The sequence below is a fragment of the Halobacterium sp. NMX12-1 genome, from assembly GCF_040435975.1.
Classification (GTDB): Archaea; Halobacteriota; Halobacteria; order Halobacteriales; family Halobacteriaceae; genus Halobacterium; species Halobacterium hubeiense.
On sequence record NZ_CP159204.1, the window covers coordinates 1,541,710 to 1,565,368 of the forward strand.

Sequence of the window (23,659 nt, forward strand, 5' to 3'; positions counted from 1 at the left end):
GCTACCTGACGCGGTACGGCTCGGGGCCGACGAGGAACCGCCCGAGGTCGGCCTCGCGCTCGTAGTCCGTCTCCCGGAGGTCGCGGAGCGCGTCCACGTACGCCGCTTCCTCGTCGTCGGTCCACTCGTCAGGGTCGAGTGCCGGCACGACCAGCCAGCCGCTCCCGTGGAGTTCCTCGCCGTGGACCTCCGCGAGGTCGACCTCGTCGGCGACGATGGCGGTGTACGTTTCGAGGACGTGGCGGGTCGCGCGCTCCCCCACGGGGAGCAGGACGTGCGCGGTGATGGCGCGCAGCTCCGCGTCGAAGAACGGCTCCATCTCCGTGTAGTCGCGTTCCGTGGGTTCGCCGTCGGGGACGCAGGCGTGGAGGTACGAGAGGAAGAGTTCGACCGGCTCGCCGTCGTCGTCGAGCAGCCCCGCGGCCGTCAGCGCGCGGCGGAAGCGCTCGGCGCCGGGCGTTCCCGTGAACGGCACGACGGTGTCGGCGCCGCCGTGGACGCCCGGGTGGTCGCCGACGACGTGGAAGTCCGCGTTCGCGTCGCCGTACCCCGGGACGAACGACTCGCAGGGCGGCTGCATGCCGAACGGGTTGCTCGTGCGGTCCGTGACGTTCTGCACGCCGCGCCGTAGGCGACACCCGGACTTAAGCGCCCCGAGACTGGCCGTCGTTGCCGGGCGCTGGCTGGCCCGCCCACAGACATTTGGCGGCCGCGGCCGACGCTCCCGCCATGACTGCCGTCTGGGTGCTCGGCGACCAGCTCTCCCGGGAGCGCGGCCCGCTCGCGGACGACCCCGACCGGGTGCTGTTCGTGGAGGCCAGCGAGTTCGCGCGGCGGCGCCGCTACCACCCCCAGAAGCTCACGCTCGTGTTCGCCGCGATGCGCAACCTCGCCGACGACCTGCGCGCCGACGGCGTGGACGTCGTCTACGAGCGCGCGGACTCCTTCGCGGCGGGGCTGGACGCGTACTTCGACGCCCACCCCGGCGACGAGTTAGTGATTCAGCGGCCCGCGACTCACGGCGCCGCCGACCGGCTCCGCGAACTCGTGACCGAACGGGGCGGGAGCCTGCGCGTCGTGGAGAACGATCAGTTCCTCTGCTCGCCCGACGACTTCGACGAGTGGGCCGAGGACCGCGACGGCGACGCCTACAGCCACGAGGCGTTCTACCGCTGGATGCGCCGCGAGACGGGCTACCTGCTGGTCGACGGCGACCCCGAGGGCGGCGAGTGGAACTACGACGAGCAGAACCGCGAGACGCCGCCCGACAACTACGAGAGCCCGCCGCTCCCGGAGTTCGAGTACGGCGAGCGCGTTCCCGAGGTCCGGGAGTGGGTCGCCGCGGAGTTCGACACGTGGGGCAACCCCGACGGGTTCGGCTGGCCGGTCACTCGCCAGCACGCCGAGCGCGCGCTCGACGACTTCCTCGACAACCGGCTCGCGGAGTTCGGCCCCTACGAGGACGCGATGCTCGCCGACGACTGGCACCTCGACCACAGCCTGCTGTCGGCGGCGCTGAACGTCGGCCTGCTCGGCCCGCGAGAAGTCGTGGAGGCCGCTATTGCCGAGTACCGCGAGAGCGACGACGTCCCGCTGCACTCCGTCGAGGGGTTCGTCCGCCAGGTCGTCGGCTGGCGGGAGTTTATGCGCCACGTCTACCGCCGCGAGATGCCCGAACTCGCGGACGCGAACCAGCTCGACCAGACCCGGGAACTGCTGCCGCTGTACTGGGACCCCGAGGCGACCGAGATGGCCTGCGTGGGGGCTGCCGTCGGGCGCGTCCACGACCGCGGTTACACCCACCACATCGAGCGCCTGATGGTGCTGTCGAACTTCGCCCTGCTGTACGGCGCCAGCCCGCAGGCGCTCAACGAGTGGTTCTACGGCGGGTTCGTGGACGCCTCCCACTGGGTCGTCACGCCGAACGTCGTCGGCATGGGGTCGTTCGGCACCGCGGCGTTCACGACGAAGCCGTACGCCGCGTCCGCGAACTACGTGGACCGCATGAGCGACTTCTGCGCGGGCTGTCGCTACGACCCCGACGCCACGACCGGCGCGGACGCCTGTCCGTTCAACAGCCTCTACTGGGACTTCCTCGCCGCCCGCGAGGACGACCTCCGCGCGAACCACCGGATGGGCCTCGTCTACAGTCACCTCGACGACAAGCGCGACGGCGGCGACCTCGCGGCGATTCGCGAGCGCGCCGACGCGGTCCGCTCGCGCGCGGCGTCCGGCGACCTCTGAGCCGTCACCCGGCCACCGCGTTCATAGGCGGGGCGGCGCTCACGGCCACTATGGCAGGCATCAACCCGAGCGCGCCGACGGACCCGCTCACCGACGTTCCCGAACGCGTCGAGGGCGCGCGACTCGTCGGCGTCGATGCGACGGGCACTCCCGTCTACTTCGACGAGGCGAACGAGCGGGCCTTCGAGGCCGTCGAGCGCGACGGCGAGTGGGTGGTCGGCGAGGAGCGCACCCGCGGCGCGCTCGCGGACGTGGTCGACGACGTCGGCACGCTCACGGGCTGGCGGGGGCTGTCGGCGTTCGGCCGCGGCGAGGAGTGAGCGGTCGTCGCGGCCCGCCGAGCGGATTACGATTACGTAAGGGGCTATCGTTAGGTAGCCTTAACTGGCGGTCGGCCCTACCGAGGGACATGAGCGAAAGCGAGCAGTTGCCCGCGTGGTGTCCCGGCGACGGCTGGTGTTCGATTACCGCGACGGCGTCTCTCGTCGGGAAGAAGTGGCACCCGGTCATCATCCACCGGCTGCTCACGCGTGGCCCGCTCGGCTTCAACGCCCTCCAGGAGGAAGTCGACGGCATCTCCAGCAAGGTGCTCTCCGAGAGCCTCGACGACCTCGAAGAGAAGCAGGTCGTCTCCCGGACCATCGTCAGCGAGAAGCCGGTCCGCGTCGAGTACGCGCTCACCGAGCTCGGCGAGTCGCTGGAGCCGGTCGTGACCGCGCTCGAAGACTGGGGGAACGAACACCTCGAACCGGTCGAGGAAGAAGCGGCTTCGGTCGTCTGAGTCAGCGACCGCGGAGAATTACGTGGTTGTGCGCGTACCGGGCGCGACGACCGGCGGGACCGCTAGTCGAGGACGGCTTCGGCTTCCGGTTCGGCCGCCTCCTCGGCGTCCTCCTCGCTCTCGTCGAGGGAGAGCCGGTAGAGGTTCTGACGGGCGTCCGGGATGTAGATGTCCTTCTCGACGACGTCGGCCTCCTGCAGTCGGTCGAGGGCGTCCCGCACCGTGCGCTGGGACAGCCGGGAGTTCTCGACGATCTGCTTCTGCGTGAGGCCGCCGTTGTACTCCAGTACTTTCAGCACGAGCTTCGCACTCGGGGGCAGGTCCTGAACGAGTTCGTCGGTCGTCGTCATCTACTCGTACTGTGGACCGCCACCCCCTTTAGCGCTCGGTAACGGAGGTGTGAGCCAGTTACCGCGAGGTAACCGCCCCCTCGAAACGCGCCGCCGGCGACGGCGAAGGGCCGCGAAAATCCGAGGCGTGGAGCCGCCTAGACGGTGTCCGGTTCGACGTCTTCCGTGTACGTGCGCTTCCACGCGAGGACGTCCTCGATGGCGTCGCGGCCCGCGTCCGTGATGCGGTAGTAGTTCGTCCGGGAGTCCCGTTCGCCCTTCTCGACGAGACCGCGCTCGGCCAGCGAGTCGAGGTTCTGGTAGACGCGGGCGTGCAACACCTCCGAGCCGTAGTACTCCTCCAGTTCCGACTGAATCTCCATGCCCTTCGGGTCCTCGAGCCCGCAGAGCACGCAGAGGACGTCCCGCTGGAATCCCGTCGTCTCGTCTCGCTGTCCCATGCGCGACCCAACTCCTCCTAAAATTATAACTATTTCGCCGCTAACTTAACGGCGGTCAGTCCGCAATCTCCGCTTCGTAGCCCGCGAACTCCACGGATTCGAGGAGTGCTTCGGTGTCCGCGTCGCCCTGCACGGTCGCGACGCCGTCGGCCTCGTCGGCGTCGGCGTCCTCGACGCCATCGACGCCTTCCAGCGCGTTCTCGACGATGTCCTCGCAGCCCTCACAGCCCATGCCTTCGACGGTGAGTGTCGTCGTCATGTCGTCGCTACGTACGCGGCCCGCCGGCTAGGGCTTTTCGGCTTCCGGCGAGGCCGCCGGGAGAATCGTGGCGGATTCCGTTACCGGCCGAACAGCCGGTAGTCCTCGTCGGGGGAGTACCTGCGGAACAGCAGGCTGTTCGTGAGCACGCTGACGCTGGAGACGGCCATCGCGGCGGCCGCCAGCACGGGCTGGAGCAACCCGAGGGAGGCCAGCGGAATCATCGCGGTGTTGTACCCCAGCGCCCAGAAGAGGTTCTGCTTGATCTTCGAGAGCGTCCCCTCGCTGACGCGGATGGCCTTCACGACGTCGTAGGGGTCGTCGCGCATCAGCGTCACGTCCGCCGCCTCGATGGCGACGTCGGTGCCGGAGCCGATGGCGACGCCGACGTACGCCGTCGCGAGCGCGGGCGCGTCGTTGACGCCGTCCCCGACCATCATCGCCTGCGTGCCGTCCGCCTGGATGTCCTCGACGGCGTCGGCCTTCTCGTCTGGGAGCACGCCCGCGCGGACGTTCTCGGGGTCCACGCCGACCTGCTCGGCGACGGCGCGCGCGGTGCGCTCGTTGTCGCCCGTGATGACGTGGACGTCCACGCCGCGCTCGCGGAGGTCGCTGACTGCGCGCGCGGAACTCTCCTTGACGGTGTCGGCGTCCGCGACGACGCCCGCGACGCGGCCGTCCACGGCGACCAGCATCGCGGTCTTCCCCTCGCGTTCGAGGCGCTCCATCTCGCTCTCGGCGGGCGCGACGTCCACGCCCGCGTCTTCGAGGAGCTTGCGGTTACCGACCAGCACCTCGCGGCCGTCCACGGTCGCTTTCACGCCCTGTCCGGGGACGTTCTCGAACTCCTCGGCGTCGCCGACGTCGACGCCGCGCTCGCGTGCACCATCGACGATTGCCCGGCCGAGCGGATGCTCGCTGCCCGATTCCGCGGCTGCCGCCATTCGCAGAACGAACGACTCGTCGACCTCGGGGGCCGCGAGCGCGCCGCCATCTGGGGCCGCGCGCTCGTCGTCCACCACGACCACGTCGGTCAGCTCCATCTCGCCGGTCGTGAGCGTGCCCGTCTTGTCGAAGACGACCGTGTCCACGTCGCGGACGCGCTCCAAGACGTCGCCGCCCTTGAACAGGACGCCGTTCTGCGCGCCGATGCTCGTGCCCACCATCGTCGCCGCGGGCGTCGCCAGCCCGAGCGCGCAGGGACACGCGATGAGCACCGCGGACGCGAACACGACGACGCTGAACTCGAAGACGCCGACCGCCGCGGGGCCGCCGACCACGACGCCCCACAGCGGCAGCGCGCCGATGAAGTTCGCCAGCGCCTCGGGGAACGCGTACCAGACGACTGCCCAGAAGACGGCGTTGAGGATGACCGCGGGCACGAAGTACGCGGAGATGCGGTCCGCGACGTTCTGAATCTCGGGCTGGCGGGACTGGGCCTCCTTGACCGTCTGGACGATCTGCTGGATGGCCGTGTCCTCGCCGACCTTCGTCGCCTCCACGACGAGCACGCCGTTCTCGTTGACCGTGGAGCCGACCACCTCGTCGCCGGGCTCCTTCGAGACCGGCACCGACTCCCCCGTGACCATCGACTCGTCGACCGCGGACTCGCCCTCGACGACCACGCCGTCCGTGGGGACCTTCTCGCCGGGCCGCACCTTCATCCGGTCGCCGACCTCGACCTCGGAGAGCGGGATTTCCTCCTCGGTGCCGTCCTCGCGGACGACGGTCGCGGTGTCGGCCTCCATCTCCAGGAGCTTCCGGAGCGCGTCGCTGGCCTGGCTCTTCGAGCGCGCTTCGAGGTAGTTCCCGAGCGTGATGAACACCAGGATGAGCGCGGCCGTGTCGAAGTACAGCCCCGCTTCCGGGAGGATACCGAGCAGCGCGACGACCGAGTAGACGTACGCGGTCGTCGAGCCGAGCGCGATGAGCACGTCCATGTTCGCGGTCCGGTTCTTCACGACCGCCTTGTAGGAGTTCTCCAGGAACTCGCGGCCGAGCACGGCGTAGACGGGCGTCGCGAGCAGGAACTCCACCCAGCCGAAGCGCGCGCCGAAGACGGTCTCCGGGAGGACGCCGCCCCCGAGGAGGTGGGTCTCCACGACGAAGAACAGCAGCGGCGCGGACAGCAACGCGCCGAACAGCGTGAGGTTCCGCTGGTGGCGGGTCTCGGCCTCGCGCGCCGCGTCCGCGGCGCTCCGACTGTCCTCCGCGTCCTCACCGTCCTCGCCGCCGTCCTCGCGGACGGGCGTGTATCCCGCTTCTTCGATGGCGTCGTAGACCGCCTCGAAGTCCACCTCGGCGGGGTTGTAGCGGACGCTCACCTCGTCGGTGGCGTAGTTCGCGTCCACCGAGACGACCCCCGGGACGTCGCCGACCGCGTCCTCGATGGTGGTCGCGCAGTTCGCACACGACATGTCCGTCACCGTCATCGTGCGGTCGTCGTCCACCGGGTCGTAGCCGGCGTCCTCGATGGCCGCGTAGATTTCCCCGAGCGACACCACTTCCGGGTCGTACTCGACGGTCCCGCCGTCCGTGGCGAAGTTCACGTCGGCGTCGCGGACGCCGTCGAGGGCGGTAACCGCGTCCGCGACGGTGGACGCGCAGTTCGCGCACGTCATCCCCGAGACGTCGACGTGGATTCGGCGCTCTGTCATTACGTGCTAGTACGTTCTAACGGTTCAAGCGAGTTGCCCCTTCGAACGTTCGACAAACGCGGCCCCGAACTTTCGATTCCGAAGCCGCCGGTCAGTGGGCGGGCGCGTAGCTCTCGGAGACGACGTTCAACACGAACACGCCGGTCAACAGCAACGCGACGCCGAGGAGCGCGGCGGCGTCCACGCGCTCGTCGAAGAACACGGCGCCAGCGCCGACGGCGCCGACGATGCCCACCGCCGACCAGGTCGCGTACACCAGCCCGACGGGCAGCGTCTCCAGCGTGCGCCCGAGGAAGTAGAACGAACACAGGTAGCCGACGACCACCGCGCCGGTCGCGGCGGGATTCGAGAAGCCGTCGGAGAACTTCAGCGCGGTCGTCCCCGCGATTTCGGCGGCGATGGCCAACGCCAGGTAGACGTACGCGTTCATGCGTCGGCGGTCGCTCTAATCGAAGATAACGGTTCGCTCGGACTGCACGCCGCGAGAACGCGCGCGTTCAGAAGTGCAGTATCGTGAACGCGGCTGCGAGCCCGGCGAGCGCGACGAGGTTCAGGCCGACGGACTGCTTGTGGTAGCGCGCGAACGCGTCTGAGCCGGCGGCCTCCATCTTCGGAATCAGCTGGTAGCGCGCGTAGAGGTTCGCGAGGAACGCCGCCACGACGCCGACGTCCGCAATCAGCGGCGGTTCGCCGACGTCCGCCACGAGCGGCCCGAGCGCCCACACGACGAGCACGATTGCGCCCATCCAGATGCCGAACGAGTAGTACCGCGGGAAGACGACGTTGACCGCGTCACCGGCGCGCTCCTCGCCGAGTTCGTCGAACAGCGCGGGCGCGGCGACGAACGAGAAGAAGACGATGCTGCCGAGCCACATCCCGAGCGCGGCGTGCACGAACAGGGAGACGACGCTCATGTCCCAGCCCTCGGCGGCCACCCATCTCAACGTTCGGGATTTAAGTCTCGGGCGCGGGTACGACCGTGCAATGTCGAGACAGGGGCGCCGCGTGCTCGCGTACGCCGGCCTCCTCGCGGCCGTCGCGGCGACGTACACCGTCGCGTTCAAGCATGGGATGGCGTTCTTCGAGGGCGACGAGCTGACCTACGTCGAGTCCCTCCAGTTCGTCGGGCAGACGTTCACCACCACGGGGTACGGCGAGTACGCCCCGTGGACGTCGAACGTGATGCTGATTACGGTGGTCGTGATGCAGCTCAGCGGCGTCTTCCTCATCTTCCTGACGCTGCCGCTGTTCGTCGTGCCGTGGATAGAAGAACGGTTGGAAGTCGAGCCGCCCCGCAGCGTGGACCTCGAAGGCCACGTCGTCATCTGCGGGTTCGGCGCGCGCGACGAGACGCTCGCCGCGGAGCTGGACGCGCAGGGCGTCGAGTACGTCGTCCTCACCGACGACCGCGAGACCGCGCTGTCGCTGTACGAGGACGGCTGGCAGGCGGTCCACGGCGACCCCGAGACCGAGCGCGGCCTCGAACGCGTGAACGTCGCGGACGCCCGCACGGTCGTCCTCGACGAGAGCGACGAGCGCAACGCCACCATCGCGTTGACCGTCGGCGACCTCGCGCCCGACGTCCAGACGGTGTGTTTCGTGGAGGACCCGTCACTGGCGGAGTACCTCCGGTACGCGGGCGCGGACCGCGTGCTCGGGCCGCGGGAGATTCTCGGTCGGAGTCTCGCGCGCAACGTCACGACGACGGTCACGTCCCGGCTCGGGGACGCCGTCGAAATCGGCGACGACTTCGAAATCGTGGAGATGCCAGTCCAGTACGGCAGCGACCTCGACGGCGCGACGCTGGGCGACACCGACCTCCTCGAACCCGGCGGCGTGAACGCGGTCGGCGCGTGGTTCGCCGGCGAGTTCGTCGGCTCCCCGGACCCCGACCGCGAGCTCACGCGCAACAGCGTGTTGCTGGTCGCGGGCCGCGAGGACCGCCCCGGCGTGGACGTCGTCGGGGACGCCACCGAGGGCGGGACGCTCCGGAGCGCGGGCATCGAGGACGCGACCGCGCTCGTGCTCGCGCTCGGCGACGACACCTCGACGGTGTTCGCCACGCTCGTCTCCCGGGAGGCCAGCGAGCGCGTGGAGATTCTCTGCCGCGCGAACGACACCGAGAGCGCCCGCAAACTGTACGCGGCGGGCGCCGACTACGTGCTGTCGCTGGCGACCGTCGCCGGCCGGATGCTCGCCCAGACCATCCTCGACGAGGACGTGATGGCCCTCGACAAGCAAATCGACGTCGTGCGAACCGAAGCGCCCGCGCTCGTCGGGCAGACGCTCGCCGAAGCCGACGTCCGCGCCCGCACCGGCTGCACGGTGGTCGCCGTCCAGCGCGGCGGGGAGGTCGTCTCCCAGCCGGACGCGAGCTTCCGCATCCGCGACGGGGATGCGCTGGTCGTGGTCGGCGCGGACGCCGACGTCGCGCAGTTCAACGAGCTGGCGGGCGTCCACGCGACGCCGCCGTAGCCGCGCCCGAAAACGGTGCGAGAACTGATACGTCACCGCGAGTCGCGCGGGCCGCCGCCACGGGCCGAGCGCCGTGTCGCGATTCTCGACCGCTGACAGCGGCACAAGAGCCCCTATCCCGCACATACTTATGTGCCTCCGTCCAACTATCAGCAAGCGGAACAGGCCGAGGTGACGTCGGTTTCGCCCGTACAAATGACGTACAACGTCGACGGGGTGCTCCCCACCGGGCTGGTCTCGGGGTTCGACGACGGCACGAACCTCCTGTTGAGCGGCCCGGCGATGTCCGGCAAACGCGACCTCCTCCTGTCGCTGCTGGCGCGCGGTGAGGCCGACGGCGACGGCGCCGTCATCGTGACCGCCCGCGACCCGGCCGAGGAGGTGGCCGCGGAGTACGCCGACGCGGTCGCCGCGGAGCCGCGGTTCCTCCGCATCATCGACTGCGTCAGCGCGCAGAGCGGCAGCGCTACGAACGGCGACAACACCCACTACGTCTCCTCGCCCGGCGACCTCACGGGGATGGGCATCGAGTTCTCGGAGGTCGCGCGCGCCGCCGGCGACGCCGGCGTCGACCGGCTCCGCGTCGGCTTCGACTCGCTCTCCCCGCTGTTGATGTACGTGGACCTCCAGCGGCTCTTCCGGTTCCTCCACGTGTTCACCAGTCAGATACAGTCGCAGGGCTGGCTGGGCGTGTTCTCCGTGGACCCGGAGAGCCACGACGAGCAGACCATCAACACCATCAGCCAGCTGTTCGACGGCGTCGTGGACGTCCGGCTGACCGACGCCGGCGACCGCGAAGTGCGCGTGCGCGGCGTCTCCGACGGGCCGACCGAGTGGACGGTCGTCGAGTGAGCAACAGTTCTTTCGTCGCCGTTGCAGTCGAACGAATTAAATATTCGCCGAGCACCTCTGCGAATAGATGCCCGCTTTCGGCGACGAATCGGGGAATTTCCGAAACCTCCTCTCGGGGAACGAACCATACTTCGTGCTAGCTGTCGCCGCCGGCGAACGAACTGCGTGTGGTGCCTGTGCCGGTCGTACGATACGGCTTAGCGACTCGATGAAAGAAGCGAAGTGGAACGACCTGGTCGACGTGGAGAAACGACGGTTTCTCGAATCTGTGTCTGATCGTAGCGTACAGGTCGCCTATGCCGTCGCTGAACGGAGCGATTTCGACCGGATGCGGCACAGCTATGCGCTGTACGATGAGACTCGGATGCACGTTCGACCGACGAGCTTCGTGACCGGTGCGATGTATGCTGCACTCCTGCTTTCGTTCGAGGAGTCGGTACGTACGTTCGAGTTCGATAAAGTCTGGTCCGACGATATCTCTGCGGCTGTCGTTGACGTTCTGAACGAAGTAGGCAGTTCGTTCGATGCTACCCCAGTTATTTCGAGTCAGTCGAAGGGAGTACAAACAGCAGACTGCGCAGCTGGAGCGGTTCGAGAACACGCTTTGAACGGAGGGTGGCAATCAGCACTCCGTGATTGGAGCGACGAGTCGGAGTACGCACTGGCCACCGTCGAGAAGTGGCTCTCGGAATATCGCAAGTAGAACGTCGGCCCGCGAGTGGCCTTTCACCCACTTGCACTCGCCGGCTGCCCTCTTAGAGTGGATGGCCAGCGAGTGCGAGGAGCTTTTAACTCCGATGCAGGGGCATCGCCCACCTCGCGGTGTTATCGACAATAGAGTCTTGCGCTTGGTGTCTGATAAATCTAACTGCACTCCACGACGTTCCAGAAATACGAGTTACCAGCCTCCGCGAACTGCTGCTTTTTACCCGCGGTTTTCTCGTAATTTGCCTTCGTGAACTTGAGCTATCTGACTGCCTAGTGCTTCTCTCTCCGGACTGTACGCGAGGTGTGCGGGACAGTCGCAGTCCGACGCGCCCAGCCCCGCTAGCGGCGTTCCGGCGTCGTTCAGCGCCTGCGCCGTCTCGCACTCGACGTCGTCGTTCTCGGTGACGTATACAGCGACGACTCGACTGTCGGGCTGGCCCAGCAGGTAGTCGACGTGCCAGTGGCGGGCGTCGGACTCCCCGCGCGCGAGCCGCCGGTGGCGCTCGACGCGCTTCAGGCCGCCAGCGCCGAACGCCGATCCCGTGTACGCGTACCAGCCTTCGTCGAGGTCGTAAGCGCCCTTCGCGCCGAACTCGACGGTCGCCGGCTCGGGCAGTTCGACGAGCAGCGTGTACGTGCCCGGCTCCATCTCACTCGTGGCCGGAGACCGGCACCGGCTCGTAGGGCGCTTCGAGGTAGTCGATGTCCGAATCCGAGAGGTCGATGTCGAGGGCTTCGACGGCGTCTTCGAGGTGTTCGACGCTCGTCGTGCCGACGATGGGAGCGTCCACGCGGTCCTTGTGGAACAGCCACGCGAGCGCGATTTGCGCCATCTTCACGCCCTTCTCGTCGGCGAGCTCCTGCACGCGCTCGTTGACCGCCGGGCCGCCGCCCTCCTGGTAGGGGTGCTCGTAGAGGCGCTTCTCGCTGGCGCCGCGCTCGGTCGCCTTCACGTCCTCGTGGGGGCGCGTGAGGTAGCCCCGCGCCATCGGCGACCACGGCATCACGCCGACGCCCTCCCTCTCGCAGAGCGGCAGCATCTCGCGCTCCTCCTCGCGGTAGACGAGATTGTAGTGGTTCTGCATCGTCGCGAACCGCTCGTAGCCCTCGCGGTCGCTGGTGTGCAGCGCCTCGGCGAACTGGTGAGCCCACATCGAGGACGCGCCGACGTACCGCGTCTGCCCGCGGCGCACGGCGTCCGTGAGCGCCGCCAGCGTCTCGTCGATTGGCGTGTCGTAGTCCCAGCGGTGAATCTGGTAGAGGTCCACCGTCTCCATCCCCAGCCTGTCCAGCGAGTTCGCCAACTCCTGTTCGATTGCCTTCCGGGAGAGCCCGCCCGAGTTCGGGTTGTCCTCGTCCATCTGGAAGTACCCCTTCGTCGCGACGACGTGCTCGTCGCGGTCGTACTCGGCGAGCACGTTCCCGAGCACGCGCTCGCTCTCGCCCTCGGAGTACATGTTCGCGGTGTCGAAGAAGTTCACGCCCAGCTCGATGGCGCGCTCGATGACGGGCCGCGCGTCTTCTTCGTCTAACACCCACGGCCGCCACTCCGAGGAGCCGAAGCTCATGCAGCCCAGACAGATTCGGGAGACCTCCATCCCGGTGTCCCCGAGCGTCGTGTACTCCATGCGGGAACCGTCGGCCGCGTGGCTCAAAGGCGTTCGCCCGCCGGAAATCGCCGGGGACCACTCCGAACGCCGACCTATCCGCGCAGCAGATCGGCGTCCGCGCGAATCTCCTCGTAGACTCCCTCGGCCCACTCGACGGCCCGTGGCTCGTCGTTCCGGACGACGCCGGCGATGCCGTGGTCGTCGAACACGAGCGCGCAGACGACCGTCCGGGCGGGCTGTTCGGCGAGCACGAGCCCGTAGTCGAGCACCGTGGACGCCTCCCGGAGCGTCAGCCGCCCGGTCGCCAGCGCCTCCTCGACCGCGTCGGCGTGCGAGGAGACGAGTTCCGCCAGCGCCGCCGGGGCGACCGTGAGGTCCACGGGCGTCTCCGCTTCGACAATGCGGTCGCGGAACCGCACGACGTTCCCGTCGAGGACCGCGGGCGCGAACCCCCGAACCGCGGTCGCGTCTTCGAGGACCGACTGGTACGCGACGTAGGGTCGCTGGGGCGCGACCGGGTCCGACAGCACGACGTCCGCGCCGCGCAACAGCGCGCCGTCCAACCGCGCGTCCGCCGGCAGCACGTCCAGCAGTTCGCTCGCGGCGTCGAGGGCGTCCAGCGTCGCCGCGAACTCCTCGTACGCGTCGAGCGCGAGCCGGCCGCGCAGCGTCAGGGAGACGCCCCCGTCGCGCTCGACGAATCCGTCGCCCTCCAGCGTGCGGACCGCGCGGTCGACGGTCGAGCGGGACGCCGACAGCGCCGCCACGAGGTCGGGCTTGGACTGCGCGCCGTCTCGAAGCGAGCGCAGTAGCTCCGCGCGCCGCGCGAGCACCGCCACCGAGTCGTCGGCCGGCGTCATCGTAGCACCGAACTAGTTCCTACTACCGGTCGTAGGTACATAAATGGCCGTCAGAGTTAACACGTAATTCCCGGCTGGCGGTGACGTGTGCAAACGGTAAGGTGAAGGGGACCGCCTATCGACAGTCTAGTGCTGGTGTACGAACACCGGCTGTGCCTCTGACATGCTCCACGCCGTCGGCCCCTCGCCGGCGGCTATCGGAGCGCCGACACCACACCGCTCAGCGACTGTCCTGCGGTAGAAACCTTCGTCGCCCAGCTACGCGACCGGCTCGACGAGCTCAGGGCGGTCGTTCGCCGGATTGTTCACCGCTTCCGACACCGGCCACGCCTCGAAGTCGATAGTGCTCGGTTCGAGGAGGTCGCCGGGGTCCTCGGCGGACAGCCACCGCTCGCCCGCCTCGGGATCGAGGACGACCGCCATCCGGTGGTGGTAGTCCGCGAGGAAGTCGTTGGGCTCGGTCGTGACGATGGTGAACGACTGCACCGGCTCGGCCTCGCGGCTCGGCCCGCCACTCCCGAACTCGCCGAGCCCGGTCTGCTTCTGCTCGGGCGTCCACGTCTCCCACAGCCCCGCTAGCAACAGCGGTCGGCCGTCGGCGCGCGAGACGAAGTACGGCTGCTTACCGTCGTCGGTCTCGGTCCACTCGTAGAAGCCGTCTGCGGGGACGAGACACCGCCGCTGCTCGTACGCCTCCGCGAACAGCCGGTTCTCGGTCAGCGACTCGGCGCGAGCGTTGATTGGGTCGGGGCCGTCCTTCGGGCCCTCCGACCACGACGGCACCAGCCCCCAGCGCGCCGTCGAGAACTCGGTCGAATTCTCGTCCAGAATCACGGGCAACTCCTCGGATGGCGCGGCGTTGTACGTCGCCTCGTAGCTGGCGTCGTCCAAGTCGAACTCCGCGGCGAGCTCGTCGGGGTCGCTGAACAGCGCGTACCGGCCACACATACCCGCGAAGAAGGACTGGACGGTGAAAGTCAGTCCGGTAGCGCGGCTTCGAGGTCGTCGACGACCGACTGGTTCCCGACGAACGTCGGCACGCGCTCGTGGAGGCTGTCCGGTTCGACGTCGAGCAGCGATTGCGAGCCGTCGCTGGACGCGCCGCCGGCCTGCTCGACGACGAACGCGATGGGCATCGACTCGAAGTGCGCGCGCAGCTTCCCCGCCGGCCGGGACTGCAGGCCCGGATACCCGAAGACGCCGCCGTACGTCAGCACCTGGTTCACGTCCGCAATCATCGCGCCGCCGTACCGGAGCTTCAGGTCGTCCTCCACGTCGCGGACGAACGCCTCGAAGTCCGCGGTCCAGTCCGGCACGCGCCCGCCGAACCCGTAGACGACCGGGTCTCCGGGGAGTTCGACGGGACCGAGGTCCGTGCGTCCGTCTTCGTCCACGAGGTATTCGGTCACGTCGTCGTCGCGGGCGACGACCATCGTCGTCGTCGGGCCGTACAGCACGAACCCCGCGGCGACGAGGCTCCGCCCGGAGGCGGGCAGTCGCTCGTCGTAGACGCCGACTACCGTGCCGCAGGGGTTGTTCGACTTGACGTTCGAGGAGCCGTCCAGCGGGTCCACGGCGACCGCGTAGCCGTCGTCGGCGTCCCCGACGACTTCGAGGTCGTCGCGCTCCTCGCTGGCGTACCAGTTCACGCCGTCGAGGTCCGCGAACCGCTCGAACAGCAGGTCGTCGGCCCACACGTCCGCCTCCAACTGGATGTCCCCGGAGACGTTCTCCGTGGCCGCCTTCGCGCGGCGCTCCGGGAGCCCGTCCCGAATCTCGGGCGCGGCGTCGGCGACGACGTCGAAGACTGCCTCGACCACCATCAGATGCGGTCCAGCGCCTCGTCGACGCTCGTCTCCTCGTAGATGACCGCTTCGAGAGCGTCGAGGAACGGCTCGGGCTCCTCGCGCTGCCAGACGTTCCGCCCGACCGCCAGCCCCTTCGCGCCGGCGTCCACGGCGCCCTTCACGCTCTCGAGGAAGTCGCGGTCGCTGGTCTTCGACCCGCCGGACATCACGACGTCCGTCGGCCCCGCCATGTCCACGGCGAACGACATCGCCTCCGTGCTACCGGGGTACTTCACCTTCGCGACGTCCGCGCCGAGTTCCAGCGCCTGCCGCGCCGCGTACGCGATGGTCTCCGGCGACGTGTCGTCCTTGAGGCCCTGCCCGCGCGGATACGACCACATCACGACCGGGAGGTCGTAGTCCCGTGCGGCCTCCTGTGCCCGCCGGAACTCCTCTGCCATCTCTATCTCGTGGTTCGAACCGCCGTACAGCGTGAAGCCGATGGCTTCCGCGCCGAGCTCCGCCGCGTAGTCGACCGACCAGTTCACCGCCGAGTCCGGCTCGCCCATCCAGAGGTTCGACGTGCCGTTGAGCTTCGCGAGCAGGTTCACGTCGTCCTCGTAGGAGGGGTAGTACGCCTCCGCGATGCCCTTCTGGACGGCCATCGCCGACACCGCGTCGTGGGTGGCGATGTCCCAGACGGTGCCGGGGTCCATCGTCTCGGGCACTTCCTCGAAGTCCACCGGGCCGTGTTCGAGCCCGTGGTCGTACGCGAGAATCAGTACCTTCCCGTCGCGCGAGATCGGAGAGTCCTCGAAGGGACGCATCACGTGAACGTGCGGCGAGGACGTATAAGTGTCTAACTGTCCGCGAGCCGGTCCGAGCCGCCGAAATTCCGTATTTTTACTGCGCTCCGAGTAACTACTGCTCGTGGTCGACGGCGGCCCGCTTCCACGCCGCGACCGCCTCCTCGGAGACGCCCAGCGAGTCCGCGACGTGCTCGACGTGGGCGGTCGCGAGGCTCCGAACGGAGGTCACACCCGCGCGAGCCAACAGCCTCGCGTCCGCCTCGTCCACGCCCTCGACTGCGGTGACGGGCGTTGGCTCCGACTGCTCGCGCCACTCTCGCTCGTCGCGCTCGGGCGACGCCTCGCCGTCGTCGCCGTTCGGCCACGACCGATCGCGCCACGCAGCCTCGTCCTCGGTTTCGTCGATGCCGGTCTCCGTGCCGTCGCTCGGAGTAACGGGTTGCTCTCGCCACGCCGACTCCTCGGCGGTCGCGTCCCCGCTGCCGTCGGCGGACGCCTCGTCGTCGCCGTAGCTCGCGGCGACCCACTCGCGCTCCTCGTCGTGGAGGCCACGCACTTGCTCGGCGCGCTGGTCGAGGTCCTGTCCGCCCTCGAACGACCACTGGAGGGAGTGCTCGCGGCGGATGCGCGCGGCGACCCCGGGGTTGACGCCGACCTCGACGAGTTCCGCGTGCGAGACCGCCTTCGATTCGAGGTCGCGGGCGTCCACGCCGGCGTCGATGAGGACGTCCGCGGTCGCTGGCCCGACGCAGCTCAACGACAGCAACGCGTCCCGCGTGTCCTCGTCTGCCACAGTTGCTGGGACGAAGCCCCCGAAGGTGCTTGAGTGTTTCCACGTTCCGGCACGCTTAGGTGAACGCCAGTCGGAGTCGCGACTATGCGAGACCTCCAAGACATCGAGACGGTCGGCGTCGTCGGCGCCGGTACGATGGGCGCCGGCATCGCGCAGGTCGCCGCGACCGCCGGCTACGACGTCGTGATGCGGGACATCGAGACGGAGTTCGTCGAGCAGGGCTTCGACCGCATCGAGGACTCCCTCGACCGCCTCGCAGAGAAGGGCGAGGTCGATGCAGACGAGCGCGACGACGTCCTCGACCGCATCACGGGGACGACCGACCTCGGAGACTTCTCGGACTCGGACCTCGTCGTGGAGGCGGCAGTCGAGAACATGGACATCAAGCGCGACATCTTCGCGGAGCTGGACGACGAGGTCCCCGACGACGTGCCGCTGGCGACGAACACCTCCACGCTCTCGATTACCACCATCGCCGCCGCGACCGACCGCGAGGAGCGCATCGTCGGCCTCCACTTCATGAACCCCGTGCCCGTGATGAAGGGCGTGGAGGTCGTCGTCGGCGAGAAGACCAGCGAGGCGGTCGTCGACCTCGCCCACGACTTCGCGGAAGCGCTCGGCAAGGAGACGTGGGAGTCCGACGACAAGCCCGGGTTCGTGACGAACCGCATCCTGATGCCGTGGATAAACGAGGGCATCCGCGCGTTCGACGAGGGCGTCGCCACGAAGGAGGACATCGACAAGGGGATGAAACTCGGCACGAACGTCCCGATGGGCCCCCTCGAACTCGCCGACCACATCGGCCTGGACATCTGTTACGACGCCAGCGAGACGCTCCACGAGGAGCTCGGCGACCGCTACAAGCCCGCGTACCTCCTCAAGCGCAAGGTCGACGCCGGCGACCTCGGCAAGAAGACCGGCAAGGGGTTCTACGAGTACGACGAGGAGGCGTAAGCGGACCCGAATCGTCTACGAGGGGCTTGCAGACGACGAACCGTTCCGGTGTGCGCTGCCGCCGTTCCACATCCGAGCACACCGGCTGGCTGTCAGGTCACGCGCCGGGTTGGTCCTGGCCTCGTACTTGAACCTACGCAGGCGGTAGCAGCCAGCATTCGCGCGAGCGGAGCGAGCGCGATTCCCTCCACGAGCGAACGAAGTGAGCGAGTGGAGGCCGACGACTGAACGGAGCGCTCGAAGAGCGCGAAGTGAAGGAGGAGTGCTTTTAGTGCAGGTTTTGCCGAGGGCGCGCTTCGCGCGCCCGCAGCGCAAAACGTGCCTTAGAAGCTACTCTTCAGTTTCTCGAAGAAGCCCTGTTCGACGTCGATCTCTTCGCCGCCGGCTTCCGCGAACTGCTCTAAGGCTTCGCGCTGTTCGTCGTTGAGCGATTCCGGCGTGACGACTTGGACAGTGACGTAGAGGTCGCCGCTGCCGCGGCCGCGAAGCCGGGGCATCCCCTTGCCTTGGAGGCGGAAGGTTTCGCCGCTCTGGGTGCCGGCGTCGAGGTCGAAGGTGGCGCCGCCGTCGAGCGTGGGGACTTCGATTTCGTCGCCGAAGACGGCCTGCGGGAAGGAGACGGCGTGGCGGTGGTGGAGGTCGTTGCCGTCGCGCTCGAAGTCGGGGTGGTCCTCGACTTCGACTTCGACGAGGAGGTCGCCGTTGCGGGCGCCGCGGTCGCCGGGCGCGCCCTCGCCGTCCATGCGGAGCGTCTGCCCGGAGCGGATGCCGGCGGGCACGTCAACGGTGAGCGTCGCCCGTTCGCGGACTTGGCCCTGCCCGCTGCAGGTCGAACACGTCTCGGAGGCGAGTTCGCCGTCGCCGCCGCAGCGCGAACACTCCTGGGTCTGCTGGACGCGACCGAGCGGCGTCTGCCGGACCTGCGTGACTTGCCCTTGGCCGTCGCACTGCGGGCACGTCCGCACGTCGGCGTCGTCAGGGTAGCCCGCGCCGTCGCAGTCCGGGCAGGCCTCGGGCCGTCGCACGGTGACCTGCTTCTGGACGCCCTCGTAGGCCTCTTCGAGGGTGATGGTGAGCCGGGTGCGGAGGTCGCGGCCGGGCTGGGGGCCGCCCTGCTGGCCGCGGCCGCCCCCGCCGAAGAACTGGTCGAAGATGTCGCCCATGCCGCCCGCGCCACCGCCGCCGGCGCCGCCGAACGGACCGCCGCCCATGCCGCCCGCGCCGCCCGCGCCGCCACCGGCGCCGCCGCGCTTCTCGGCTTCCACGAAGCGCTCGTGGCCGAGCTGGTCGTAGCGCTGGCGCTTCTCCTCGTCGGTGAGGACGTCTTTGGCCGTCTGTATCTTGTTGAATTTCTCTTCGGCGTCGGGGTCGTCGTTGACGTCCGGGTGGTACTCCGAGACCTTCTCGCGGTACGCCCGCTTGATTTCCTCCTCGGAGGCGTCCCGGGAGACGCCGAGAGCTTCGTAGAAGTCCTCGCTCATCAGTTGTGCGTACGTATCGCGTTGGGACACTTCAAACGCGCGCTTGTCGGCGTTGGGCGCTGCGACGCCGCCGAATCCGCTCGTTCCCGCGCCCTCGTGCTATTCGGTCCGGTCGGTGAGTTCGTCGTGGTGGACCTCGTAGACGGTGACCGCGTCGTTCCGGTAGACCGCCTCGATGCCGGGGTCGTCGCCCAGCGAGGCGAGGTCGTACTCCTCGCGTTCGAGCGGCCCGACCCAGACGTACTGGACGTCGTACTTGTCGAGGAGGACGGCCCGCGAGCGCGCGTCCGTCGTCTCGTAGAGGATGCCGACGTCGTCGACGCGCTGGTAGTAGGGGTCGTCGCCGCGGTAGCCGGTCTCGTGGAACCAGCCCGCCACCGTCGGGAGGCCGGTGAGCGTGGAGACGGGGTTCTGCCAGCCGCGACTCAACCCGGGCTTCTCGACGAACGTCGGCGTCCCGGTCTCGCGTTCCATCCACAGCACCGACTGCGTGGCGCTCACCTCGTCCTCGAACCACTCCATCGCGGCGACCTCCTGCGGGTGTGCGTCGCGGTGGTCGGCGTAGCCGTTCAGCGACGGCTCCTCGCCGTCTTGATACGGGCCAACGACGTCCGTCGCGACGACCAGCGGCGCGAACAGCGCCGACGAGACGAGCACGACCGCGAGCACGACCGAGACGGCGGTCGTGGCGGTCGCCGCGCTGGACTGTCGAACCTCGGCCAAGGAGGGTGCGGCGGCCCGAACGTCACCCACGAGAATCGCGGCGACGGGGCCGGCGGCGAGCCCGCAGAACACCCACCCCTGGATGGCGACTTTCAGCGTCGTGTTCCAGCGCGCGAGCTCGAAGGGGTGGACCTTGGCGTGGACGAGTTCCATCGCGAGCACGAGGCCGACGCCGCCCACGACCAGCATCGCCTCGAAGCCCGCCGACTCCCGGAACCGCATCGCGAGCCACGCGCCCGCGACGACCGGCAGGAGCACGACGATGGCGCCGAGGTCCCCGACGAGCGCGCCGGCCGCGACCACGAGCGCAGTGACCACGAGCGCTTCCAGCACGTCCGTCGCCTCGCCGTCCTTGACGGCCCTGAACCGCGTGAACAGGTACGTCGCGAACAGCGCGAGCAGCGCGCCGTAGATGAGCAGCACGCCGGCGGCCGTCGTGCGCGGCGGGAACAGCCCGATGCCGTCGTTCGGCGGGACGCTCGCGAGCAGGAACGGCGACGCGAGCGCGTACCCGACGCCGCCGACGCCCGCGGCGACGACTGCCGCGAGCACGGTCCGCCACGCCTCCGCGAGCACCAGCGAGCGGCGCGACTCGTCGCGATCGGGCGCGACAGCCTTGAGCCGTTCCCCGACGCTGCCCGGGACGAGCGTCGCGGGATGCGGGCCGGCGTAGACGACCGCCAGCCACGCCATCCCAACGGCGCTCGGTAGCGACCACGTGTTCGTCACGCCGAAGTAGCCCGCGACTGCGCCGAGCCCGCCGAACAGCAGGCCGGCGCGGCGCTTCCGCGCTGTCGCCGGCGCCTGCACGTACGCGTACGCCAGCGCCGCGGACAGCACGAGGAAGCCGGTCGTCACGGTGTGTCCGTGCATGTCGGCTTTCACAAACGAGTACAGCGGAAACTCCTGCAGCGTGCCTTCGACGACGTAGCGGGTGTCCCACCAGCCCCACGAGGACAGCGACGACTGCTCGAACAGAATCTGGGGGTAGTCTGAGCGGTTCAGGTTGAACGCCGCCCGCCCCCACTCCACGGCGAGGTCGCGGGGGAGCTGGCCGAGTGCGAACCGCACGGCGGTGACGGCGTTCCCCGCGAACGCGACGAAGAACACGCCCAGCGCGCCGCCGAGCCGCCGCGAGTAGCCGCGGTCCCGGGTAATCCACCCACACAGCGAGTACGCGCCCACGACGAGCGTCCCGAAGTAGCCCGCGAGCGCGACGTTGTGGACGTACTCGACGCTCGTGTCCGTGAGGAACGCCGCGACCGCGTTGAACACCGGGAGCCCGTAGTAGTAGCGCACCGGCTTCCCCGCGTACCACATGTCCTCGGGCGGCAGCGCCTCCGCGCGCAGCACGGCGTTCAACAGCCCGGTGTGCAGGAACTTCTCGCCGCCCCAGCCGCTCATCACGGGGTTCATCGACCGCAGCGCGAGCACGAACCCGAACCCGACCGCGAACACCGCGAACGCGCCCGCGACCCGCTTCCAGTCGTAGTCCGCGAGCCCGCGGCGCTGCGCGAGCCGGTGGCCCACCGCGCCGAGCGCGACCAGCGCCGCGACCGCCACCAGTGCCGTCCACGGCCCGAAGCTGAACTGCCCGACGTAGAACGCGACCATCGTCACCACCACGGTCGCGATTGGAATCGCGAACCCCGCGCCGTCGTCGGGCGCCGAGGGGAACAACAGCCGCGCTATCGGGAGCGCGGCGACGAGGAACGCGCCGTACAGCAGCAGCCAGCGGAGGACGACGGCGACGTCTGACATATCCAAGTGGCGGACCACGCCGCGCATAAGCCTTCTGTCCTCGGGGCCTCAGCACGGCTCTCGAACGTGGAAGAACGGCAGCGAAAAGTTTCGTCCGGCGGGTCGCGGCGTCAGTTTCGGTCAGTCGTCCGCTTCGAAAACCTCGCTGCGCTCGGTTTTCGAAACACCGGGAGGCTCACTCCGTTTGCCTCCCGAGCGGAAGAGCACGCCTCGACTCGCGTTACTCGTCTGCGTCGTCCTCTTCCACGTCTTCGAAGTCGGCGTCCACGAACTCCTCGTCGTCGACGTCGGCGCCCGCGCCGGGGCCGGCGCCACCCATGCCGCCCATGCCGGCACCGGCCGCGCCAGCGCCGCCCGCGCCGGCCTGCGCCTCCTGCTGGTAGGCCTGCTTGCCGATTTCCTGCAGGGTCTTGCTGAGGGACTCCGTGGCCTCTTCGAGTTCGTCGGGGTCCACGTCGTCCTCGTCGAGGAGGTCCTGCACGTTCTCGATTTCGTCGTTCACGTCGGCTTCGAGGTCCTCGTCGACGAGCTCCTCGTTCTCCTCGAGGAGGCTGTTCGCGCGCTGAATCGCGGTCTCGGCCTCGTTGCGCGCTTCGATGCGCTCGCGGCGCTGCTCGTCCTCCTCGGCGTGCTGTTCGGCCTCCTCCTGCATCTCCTCGATTTCCTCGTCGCTGAGGCCGACGCCGCCCTCGATGGTGATGGACTCGGCGTTGCCCGAGCCCTTGTCCTCGGCTTCGACGTTCACGATGCCGTCGGCGTCGATCTCGAACGTGACCTCGATTTCGGGGGTGCCGGCGGGCGCCGGCGGGATGCCCGTGAGGTGGAAGTCACCGAGCAGTTCGTTCTCCTCGGCGATTTCGCGCTCGCCCTGGAAGACGCGAATCTGGACGCTCGTCTGGTTGTCCGCGGCGGTCGTGAACACCTTCGACGCCTCCGTCGGGATGGCGGTGTTCTTCTCGATGAGCCGCTCGAACAGCCCGCCCTTCACCTCGATGCCGAGCGAGAGGGGGGTGACGTCCACGAGCACGATGTCGTCGACTTCGCCGGAGAGCACGCCGCCCTGGACGGCCGCGCCGAGCGCGACGGCCTCGTCGGGGTTGACGTTCTTCTTGGGCTCCTGGCCGACGAGGTCTTCGACTTTCTCCTGGACCTGGGGCATCCGCGTGGAGCCACCGACCAGGATGACTTCGTCGATGTCGTTCTTCGAGAGGCCGGCGTCGTCGAGGGCCTGCTCCGTCGGGCCGACCGTGCGCTCGATGAGGTCCTCGGTGAGGCTCTCGAACTTCGCACGGGTGATGTCCTGTTCGAGGTGGACGGGGCCGGAGTCGGTCGCCGTCACGAACGGGAGGTTGACGGTCGTCTCCTTCCGCGAGGAGAGTTCGATTTTGGCTTCCTCGGCGGCGTCCTTGAGCCGCTGGAGGGCCTGCTCGTCGTCGCGCAGGTCGATGCCGTGCTCGTCCTCGAACTCGTCGGCGAGGTAGTCGATGATGGCCTGGTCCCAGTCGTCGCCACCGAGGTCGTTGTCCCCGTTGGTCGCGACGACCTCGTAGACGCCACCACCGAGGTCGAGGATGGAGACGTCGAAGGTGCCGCCGCCGAGGTCGTAGACGAGGACGGTCTGGTCCTGGTCCTCGTCGAGGCCGTACGCCATCGACGCGGCGGTCGGCTCGTTGACGATGCGCTCGACCTCGAAGCCCGCGATTTCGCCGGCGTCCTTCGTGGCCTGGCGCTGCTTGTCGTTGAAGTACGCGGGGACCGTGATGACGGCCTTCTCGACGTCGTGGCCGAGGTACTCCTCGGCGTCGTGCTTGATTTTCTGGAGAATCATCGCCGAAATCTGCTCCGGCGTGTACTCCTCGCCGTCGAGTTCGACCGTGTAGTCCTCGCCCATGTGGCGCTTGATGGACGCCACCGTCTGGTCGGAGTTCTGGACGGCTTGGTTCTTCGCGGGTTTCCCGATGAGGCGCTCGCCGTCGTCGAACGCGACCACCGACGGCGTGGTGCGGTCGCCTTCGCTGTTGACGATGATTTCGGGGTCACCACCTTCCATCACCGCGAACGCGCTGTTCGTGGTGCCGAGGTCGATGCCCAAAATCTTCTCACTTGCCATGTTAC

The 23,659-nt window shown here is 68.7% G+C and carries 24 protein-coding genes; 7 read left to right on the plus strand and 17 right to left on the minus strand.

What is annotated here, in order from left to right:
* Position 1: 1 nt before the first annotated feature.
* On the minus strand, positions 2-619 hold the full coding sequence (locus ABSL23_RS09750; protein WP_353633585.1) for a uracil-DNA glycosylase family protein: 618 nt from the start codon (positions 617-619) through the stop codon (positions 2-4).
* A gap of 110 nt (positions 620-729) precedes the next feature.
* Here ABSL23_RS09750 and ABSL23_RS09755 point away from each other — a divergent pair, with 110 nt between their 5' ends.
* The 3 genes from ABSL23_RS09755 to ABSL23_RS09765 all read left to right on the plus strand — a co-directional run bounded on the left by ABSL23_RS09755 (position 730) and on the right by ABSL23_RS09765 (position 3,025).
* The gene (locus ABSL23_RS09755; protein ID WP_353633586.1) at positions 730-2,244 is read left to right on the plus strand and encodes a cryptochrome/photolyase family protein; all 1,515 of its coding nucleotides are present in this window, start codon (positions 730-732) and stop codon (positions 2,242-2,244) included.
* A 50-nt stretch (positions 2,245-2,294) separates the two neighbouring features.
* Positions 2,295-2,564, plus strand: a complete 270-nt coding sequence (locus tag ABSL23_RS09760; RefSeq protein ID WP_059056416.1) for a hypothetical protein — start codon at positions 2,295-2,297, stop codon at positions 2,562-2,564.
* An 89-nt stretch (positions 2,565-2,653) separates the two neighbouring features.
* On the plus strand, positions 2,654-3,025 hold the full coding sequence (locus ABSL23_RS09765) for a helix-turn-helix domain-containing protein (protein ID WP_059056417.1): 372 nt from the start codon (positions 2,654-2,656) through the stop codon (positions 3,023-3,025).
* A 62-nt stretch (positions 3,026-3,087) separates the two neighbouring features.
* Here the strand turns inward: ABSL23_RS09765 and ABSL23_RS09770 are convergent, their stop codons facing one another.
* From ABSL23_RS09770 to ABSL23_RS09795, 6 genes are all read right to left on the minus strand, one after another.
* Positions 3,088-3,375: a helix-turn-helix domain-containing protein gene (locus tag ABSL23_RS09770; RefSeq protein ID WP_059056418.1), complete on the minus strand. Its 288-nt coding sequence runs from the start codon at positions 3,373-3,375 to the stop codon at positions 3,088-3,090.
* 137 nt (positions 3,376-3,512) lie between these two features.
* Positions 3,513-3,815, minus strand: a complete 303-nt coding sequence (locus ABSL23_RS09775) for an archaellum operon transcriptional activator EarA family protein (RefSeq protein WP_353633587.1) — start codon at positions 3,813-3,815, stop codon at positions 3,513-3,515.
* A gap of 55 nt (positions 3,816-3,870) precedes the next feature.
* Positions 3,871-4,074, minus strand: coding sequence for a heavy metal-associated domain-containing protein (locus tag ABSL23_RS09780; protein ID WP_353633588.1), 204 nt, complete (start codon positions 4,072-4,074; stop codon positions 3,871-3,873).
* Between the two features lie 80 nt (positions 4,075-4,154).
* Positions 4,155-6,731: a heavy metal translocating P-type ATPase gene (locus tag ABSL23_RS09785; protein ID WP_353633589.1), complete on the minus strand. Its 2,577-nt coding sequence runs from the start codon at positions 6,729-6,731 to the stop codon at positions 4,155-4,157.
* A 91-nt stretch (positions 6,732-6,822) separates the two neighbouring features.
* Positions 6,823-7,161 carry a multidrug efflux SMR transporter gene (locus tag ABSL23_RS09790; protein ID WP_353633590.1) on the minus strand — a complete coding sequence of 113 codons (339 nt, stop codon included), beginning with the start codon at positions 7,159-7,161 and terminating at the stop codon, positions 6,823-6,825.
* Positions 7,162-7,228: 67 nt separating this feature from the next.
* Positions 7,229-7,645 carry a DUF4149 domain-containing protein gene (locus tag ABSL23_RS09795; protein WP_353633591.1) on the minus strand — a complete coding sequence of 139 codons (417 nt, stop codon included), beginning with the start codon at positions 7,643-7,645 and terminating at the stop codon, positions 7,229-7,231.
* Positions 7,646-7,715: 70 nt separating this feature from the next.
* On the opposite strand from ABSL23_RS09795, the gene ABSL23_RS09800 reads away from it, so the two are divergent.
* The 3 genes from ABSL23_RS09800 (at position 7,716) to ABSL23_RS09810 (ending at position 10,761) form a co-directional block, all read left to right on the plus strand.
* Positions 7,716-9,206 carry an NAD-binding protein gene (locus ABSL23_RS09800; protein ID WP_353633592.1) on the plus strand — a complete coding sequence of 497 codons (1,491 nt, stop codon included), beginning with the start codon at positions 7,716-7,718 and terminating at the stop codon, positions 9,204-9,206.
* Between the two features lie 195 nt (positions 9,207-9,401).
* Positions 9,402-10,058 carry a hypothetical protein gene (locus tag ABSL23_RS09805; protein ID WP_353633593.1) on the plus strand — a complete coding sequence of 219 codons (657 nt, stop codon included), beginning with the start codon at positions 9,402-9,404 and terminating at the stop codon, positions 10,056-10,058.
* Positions 10,059-10,125: 67 nt separating this feature from the next.
* On the plus strand, positions 10,126-10,761 hold the full coding sequence (locus tag ABSL23_RS09810; protein WP_353633594.1) for a DUF3800 domain-containing protein: 636 nt from the start codon (positions 10,126-10,128) through the stop codon (positions 10,759-10,761).
* 222 nt (positions 10,762-10,983) lie between these two features.
* On the opposite strand, the gene ABSL23_RS09815 is transcribed toward ABSL23_RS09810, so the two are convergent.
* From ABSL23_RS09815 to ABSL23_RS09845, 7 genes are all read right to left on the minus strand, one after another.
* On the minus strand, positions 10,984-11,415 hold the full coding sequence (locus ABSL23_RS09815) for a GIY-YIG nuclease family protein (RefSeq protein ID WP_353633595.1): 432 nt from the start codon (positions 11,413-11,415) through the stop codon (positions 10,984-10,986).
* A 1-nt stretch (position 11,416) separates the two neighbouring features.
* On the minus strand, positions 11,417-12,394 hold the full coding sequence (locus ABSL23_RS09820; protein WP_353633596.1) for an aldo/keto reductase: 978 nt from the start codon (positions 12,392-12,394) through the stop codon (positions 11,417-11,419).
* A gap of 74 nt (positions 12,395-12,468) precedes the next feature.
* Positions 12,469-13,236, minus strand: a complete 768-nt coding sequence (locus tag ABSL23_RS09825; protein WP_353633597.1) for a helix-turn-helix domain-containing protein — start codon at positions 13,234-13,236, stop codon at positions 12,469-12,471.
* A 258-nt stretch (positions 13,237-13,494) separates the two neighbouring features.
* On the minus strand, positions 13,495-14,184 hold the full coding sequence (locus tag ABSL23_RS09830; protein ID WP_353633598.1) for an SOS response-associated peptidase: 690 nt from the start codon (positions 14,182-14,184) through the stop codon (positions 13,495-13,497).
* A 29-nt stretch (positions 14,185-14,213) separates the two neighbouring features.
* A complete protein-coding gene (locus ABSL23_RS09835) occupies positions 14,214-15,059 on the minus strand; it encodes a class 1 fructose-bisphosphatase (protein ID WP_353633599.1) in 846 nt (281 codons plus the stop codon).
* Positions 15,059-15,850, minus strand: coding sequence for a class I fructose-bisphosphate aldolase (locus tag ABSL23_RS09840; RefSeq protein ID WP_353633600.1), 792 nt, complete (start codon positions 15,848-15,850; stop codon positions 15,059-15,061). Before ABSL23_RS09840 ends, ABSL23_RS09835 begins: the two co-directional genes overlap by 1 nt.
* Before the next feature lie 94 nt (positions 15,851-15,944).
* Complete coding sequence (locus ABSL23_RS09845; RefSeq protein ID WP_353633601.1) at positions 15,945-16,625, minus strand: helix-hairpin-helix domain-containing protein; 681 nt, start codon at positions 16,623-16,625, stop codon at positions 15,945-15,947.
* 84 nt (positions 16,626-16,709) lie between these two features.
* On the opposite strand from ABSL23_RS09845, the gene ABSL23_RS09850 reads away from it, so the two are divergent.
* A complete protein-coding gene (locus ABSL23_RS09850; RefSeq protein ID WP_353633602.1) occupies positions 16,710-17,579 on the plus strand; it encodes a 3-hydroxybutyryl-CoA dehydrogenase in 870 nt (289 codons plus the stop codon).
* A 323-nt stretch (positions 17,580-17,902) separates the two neighbouring features.
* Here ABSL23_RS09850 and dnaJ read toward each other — a convergent pair whose 3' ends face one another.
* The 3 genes from dnaJ to dnaK all read right to left on the minus strand — a co-directional run bounded on the left by dnaJ (position 17,903) and on the right by dnaK (position 23,654).
* On the minus strand, positions 17,903-19,060 hold the full coding sequence (dnaJ, locus tag ABSL23_RS09855) for a molecular chaperone DnaJ (RefSeq protein WP_353633603.1): 1,158 nt from the start codon (positions 19,058-19,060) through the stop codon (positions 17,903-17,905).
* A 99-nt stretch (positions 19,061-19,159) separates the two neighbouring features.
* Positions 19,160-21,544, minus strand: coding sequence for a DUF2298 domain-containing protein (locus tag ABSL23_RS09860; RefSeq protein ID WP_353633604.1), 2,385 nt, complete (start codon positions 21,542-21,544; stop codon positions 19,160-19,162).
* Positions 21,545-21,764: 220 nt separating this feature from the next.
* Entirely contained in the window at positions 21,765-23,654 is a 1,890-nt protein-coding gene (gene dnaK / locus ABSL23_RS09865; protein WP_353633605.1) for a molecular chaperone DnaK, read from the minus strand.
* Positions 23,655-23,659 lie beyond the last annotated feature (5 nt).